The 4,899-nt window shown below is 60.1% G+C and carries 3 protein-coding genes and 1 pseudogene; 1 reads left to right on the forward strand and 3 read right to left on the reverse strand.

Features of this window, described 5'->3' with window-relative positions; genetic code table 11:
* From istA to IWX64_RS17195, 3 genes and pseudogenes are all read right to left on the reverse strand, one after another.
* Nucleotides 1-781 (reverse strand): IS21 family transposase (gene istA / locus IWX64_RS16560; RefSeq protein ID WP_442859070.1); only part of this gene is annotated, 781 nt, incomplete at its 3' end.
* A 292-nt stretch (nucleotides 782-1,073) separates the two neighbouring features.
* On the reverse strand, nucleotides 1,074-1,499 hold the full coding sequence (locus IWX64_RS17190; RefSeq protein WP_334683392.1) for a hypothetical protein: 426 nt from the start codon (nucleotides 1,497-1,499) through the stop codon (nucleotides 1,074-1,076).
* Nucleotides 1,500-2,282: 783 nt separating this feature from the next.
* Nucleotides 2,283-2,426: pseudogene (locus IWX64_RS17195) on the reverse strand (GNAT family N-acetyltransferase); the annotation flags it as partial.
* A gap of 1,067 nt (nucleotides 2,427-3,493) precedes the next feature.
* Here IWX64_RS17195 and IWX64_RS16570 point away from each other — a divergent pair.
* Nucleotides 3,494-4,714, forward strand: coding sequence for an MFS transporter (locus tag IWX64_RS16570; RefSeq protein ID WP_196868226.1), 1,221 nt, complete (start codon nucleotides 3,494-3,496; stop codon nucleotides 4,712-4,714).
* Nucleotides 4,715-4,899: the final 185 nt, after the last annotated feature.

The following is a 4,899-nucleotide window of genomic DNA, read 5'->3' on the forward strand; positions in this document are numbered from 1 at the left end:
GGACGATGTCGGCTTTAGCGACCCTCACCGATGCCTCCACGCCGCCCTTGGAGGCAGGATCCGCCGGCTGGCAGGTCAACACTGTCACACCGTAGTGGCGGGCGAAGTCCACGGTCTGCTGGTTACGCACCGGGACCCCGGCAACATGGGAAACGGTGACCGTTTTCTCATTGTCGGTCAGGACATAGGTTGGCGCGCCGCCCAGGACACGGAAGGTGCGGTCCAATGCCGCGAACACACTCGGCGCCGTCCGATCCCGCAAAGCGATCACGATCCTGAACCGCGACCAGGCCAGCCATGCCACGAACAACACGGTCTTCCTCCCCTCGATCAGGGGGCCGTCGCCGAAATCGTACTGAAGCCACATCCCCGGCTCGGTGATCCAGGGCCGGTGCACCCGGACATGACCCAGCCGCCACGCCGCCCGCACCTGGGCGACAGCACGGCGGGTCGAGCGTTCCGAACCCTCATAGCCCAGCGCCCGGAGTTTGTCGTGGGCTTTGTCGGCGCGGATCTTGCCCTTGGAGGCCTCAACCCATTCCTCGATCTTGGGCAGGAACGCGTCAGTGACACGGCCCCGGTAGACCGGCTCGGCCATTGGCTGGCCCGCGTCACGGGCCTCAACGTGCCGGGCGACCGTGTGATGCGAACAGCCCGTAAGCTCCGCGGCAGCGCGCAACGACCCGGTCAGATCATAAGCAGCAAGTATTTCCATGATTTCTCCGTCAGACTTCAATTGGGCCTCTTCCCGGGCGACTTTGGTGCGACTAGACACCGTCATCAAACCCCGGGAAGAGGCTCCCGCCGCGCAAGCGCGGTCAATCCAGTAAAGAAGTGGGCAGATCCCATGGCCACCGGCGGGCAGTTTTACTGGCCATCAGTGGGCAATTCCGTGGCCGCCTATGGACAGTTTTTCATGGCCGCTGACACCGTTACAGCGGCAGTGACAGCCGCCCGGTGCCTGCCAGCTGTGACTGTTGGCTCAGAATGGCGGCCTTTTCACAGCTTGGTTTGGCGGTTTGACATGCCGTTTGGGATCCCTCATCGCGACAGACTTAGAGTGGCCAGTCGGTTCACATTGGGGTTATGACCCAGAACTCCTGGTCAGTGGAGCGTTGCCAATGCTGTCGTGGGCCGTCCCACTCGCGCACGACATCGGTCAGCCAGATCGTCGTATCGGGGTTCCACCCCGCAAGGACAGTGGACGTATTAGCGTCGATCTGAAGTGCTCGATTGGCGCTACTGAGGTATCCCAGGACTGTCACATGCACCGCATCCCACCGCCCCGAGACCTTCTCCCAGTCCGGTATTACCCACTCGCCGTCGCGCGTCGTACAACGAAACCAGTCATGACGCCGAGATGCAGTGACGTTCATAGGGTACTCACGGCACAGCGACACCCAATCGTCTTCATCACGAACCTCGTAAGTGCGCCCGACACCACGGACCGGAATCACTGTTGCCTGCTCCTCGCCGAAAGAGTCCTCGATGAGGTTCAAGCCCAGCGGTACCCGTCCAACCGATTGCAGAATCCCCTGAGGGAAAGACCACCACGTCCCCGACCAATTGGCACAAGGATTCCGTGGTCTTTCCTTCTCGGCACGGACCTCCTCGGCGCGCGCGCCCCGAGCCCACATAGCTAAGGCTTGTGATGGTTCCCTAGGCAGAGGCGCGGGATCGTCTGCCGACCGCCAGTCAATGGTCCACTGCTCTGCCTGCCGGCCCTGTGACCACCACTGCGTAGAGGACGCCGTCATGACGTGCCGGGTGAGTTGGGCAAGGACGCCTCTCACCTCGGGGAGCGCCGCGAGGACGTCCTCCCCGTCTGGTTCCTGCCAGGGCCGAGACGTGTCGACAGCCAGGGCCAGAGCACGATCGATGACTTCAGATCCGACCCCCGTCGCAACGAGCGAGGTCAGTTCCGTCAGAAAATCTGTCATGGACGGCCTCGGCGGCTCGTCTAGACTTTCGTCAGACATGGCCGATAGCAGGACTCTGGATGTCCCCTTACCGGGGTCCAGATCATGGGCAAGCCAGAACACCGTGGACCTGATCAATGGATTCATCTCCATCGCCAGCTCCAGACACAGTCGTCGTCCACGAGGTCCTACCAACAACGCATCAGCTCCTGCATCCATCGGCTCACCCTATCTTGGAAGCAGCAACGACACTCGTATTGCTGCAAGACGCTCGTATTTCACGAAACTTGCCACAAAATCGTTCACAAAGGACGCCCGTAAGCCGATGGTCTATCGCGATACCCTAGCCGGCCTGCCTCGGCTTCATTGCACCTCGTACTTGAACCCGCGGTGCGAGCCGACGAATCCCAACCGCTCATAGAAGCGGTGTGCGTCCTGGCGCGCCTCGTCAGAAGTTAGCTGCACGAGGGGCGACCCAATGGCAGGTGCTGCCGTTCCCGTGATCCAGCTACTCCATTGCTTCGAAGTAGGTCTCGCTTAGACCGTCACCGTGGGTCCCGCTTATGTTGACATAACCAGGGAAGCGAAGGAAGGACCAGTTCAGGCTTTAACCGGCACCTAATTCCTGCCCTGTCCGTAAGCCGAATCGGATGGCGATTAGCCTCGTACCACTGGCACGTCGCTAAACCGTTCGACTGCATCCAGAATGGTGTCTGTAGGGGCATCGAAAGCCTGCGTTATCAATAACATCTGTGTCCCGTACAACCGTTCCCTGAGACGAGTGGAACGATTTGCCATACTTGTCCCCCTCGCTGAGGGCAAGCTAGGCATAACCACTCCTGGCCGTCCGACGAAGGCAACAACCTGGGGCCTTCTTGCCAGAAAAAGCCAGTGCGGACGCAAGCCGGTCACACGAACCTCGACGAGATCTGACCACGGCATCGTCGGACTACCGTGCGCTGTCGCTCCCTGCTCATCTAGTCGGAGCTCCCATGAAGAGGTACGAGCCCTGAAAACGCCGTAGATTCCGATCAGTAGTATCGCCCCGAACACAGCGATGCCCAACCACATCAACCACCCATCGACAACATTGAAGACGCCTAGGAGAACGTATGCGCAGAGGATCACCGCAATTGGCCCCAGCGTTGAGAGCTGACGCCTCGGCGACTGGCTGACGCATAGGGGCTGCTGGATTTCTGACGGGGTCATAGTCAAGTTCTACCACTGAAGCCTACTGGCGGCTTCGGTACGGGTATGGAAGTGCGCTTGTTCGTAGCCGGATCCGCGGCGAGACCATGCCTACTTTCACGCCCGTTAGCCGATCGGCTAACGGACACGGCGTGGTCATCCTTGGTGGGGTAGACGGTCGCATCTATGGCGGGGTCGTATCGTCAACGTTTCCCGGATTACGTAGCTTGCGGACAGGTGTCGAGAGACACGGCGCGCGGGATCAGATGGGCGGCAGCCATCATGCTCCATGAACGGTCGTTACTGGGACGGTGACCAGTTGCACGGCAACCGTATCCAAATAGCAAGGTCGCGGCAGTTTCTGGGTGGGTTATATGCTCAGTGCAATGTCTATCGGCCGTTCGTTCCACGTCCTTCTAGGCGCAAATGCTGCATCGAATCTTGCTGATGGGCTTGCGTTTGTGTCGATTCCGCTTCTGGCAGCGTCGCTGACCAGCGATCCTCGCCTCATCGCAGGTCTTGCCACCGTTTACGCGCTTGTTCGGTTACTTGTCGCCCTACCAATCGGTGTATGGGTCGACCGCGCCGATCGGCGCACGCTCTTAGCAATAGCCAATCTCCTACGAGGTGTCGCGATCCTCGCCCTGGCTATCTGCCTGCTGGTCGGCGTTGAAGGCCTGATCCTGCTGTATATGGCGTTTGGGATCCTCGGCACCCTTGAAAGCGCAGCTGACAACGCGGCTATTTCCCTTATTCCCTCCTATGTTCACGATCGGGACCTCGACCGGGCGAACGGACGCATCTCAGCTACTCAGCTGGTCGCCGACGAATTTGTCGGACCTCCCTTAGGCGGATTGCTATTCACCGTCGCTGCAACTGCACCGGTGTTCATGATGGGAGGATTATGGGCTGTTGCCGGCTTCCTGGCTCTGGCCCTTCCCCGGACCATAAGACAACCAGCCACAGCCGCCAACACGGAGCAATCATCCCGTCCTGCGTTCTGGACAGAAGCATTAGACGGGTTGCGGTGGATCGCCCAGAATCGTGTCGTCGGTGCCCTCGCCCTGGTAGGTGCCCTGGCAAGTGTTGGTTACATGCTGCCGTTCTCGATCCTCGTCCTATTCGCTCAGGAACGACTCGGCGCCAACGAAACCCAGTACGGACTGATCCTTGCCGTCTCCGCGCTCGGAGGGCTCGCCGGATCATTTCTCACCAGCCGTGTCCGAGCACGATTCGGCTACCGGATGACCATCGTGGCTAGCCTTCTCACCGGCGCGATCTCGCTGTTCGCTTTGGCAATAACGACAGAGCCCATCCTCGCCGCAATCCTGTTAGCGATCTACATCCTGCACGCCGTCGTCTGGGGAATCTGCGCCACGTCCCTGCGACAACGGCTTGTCCCGGAAGAGCTCCGCGGAAGAGTCAATGCCGGTTCGCGGGTTCTGGGGCTTCTTGGCTTAGCCATCGGGTCTATTGCTGGAGGGGCACTGGCCACCATCGGTCTGACCCTTGCTGTTGCTGCCGGCGGTATTGTCTTCACCGGCTGCACCGTTCTCGCACTTGTCCTGATCCGGCCCGCCGACGGACAAGTACCGGCAGCGGCCTAAATGTCGCTGCGCCACCGATGCTGCCTCACGTCTTCCTCTACAAACACATATACGCCGTACGCCAGGTTTGCGGAATCCGTCGTTGCGGTAGGGGATCGGTTTACGGACACTGGGTTGGGCCGCTTCTGGCAATATTGCGATATGGAAAGGTTCATGCGATCACTGGCTACTGACATTCTGAGCGC

Source organism: Arthrobacter sp. CAN_A212 (assembly GCF_015752345.1).
Lineage (GTDB): Bacteria > Actinomycetota > Actinomycetes > Actinomycetales > Micrococcaceae > Arthrobacter_D.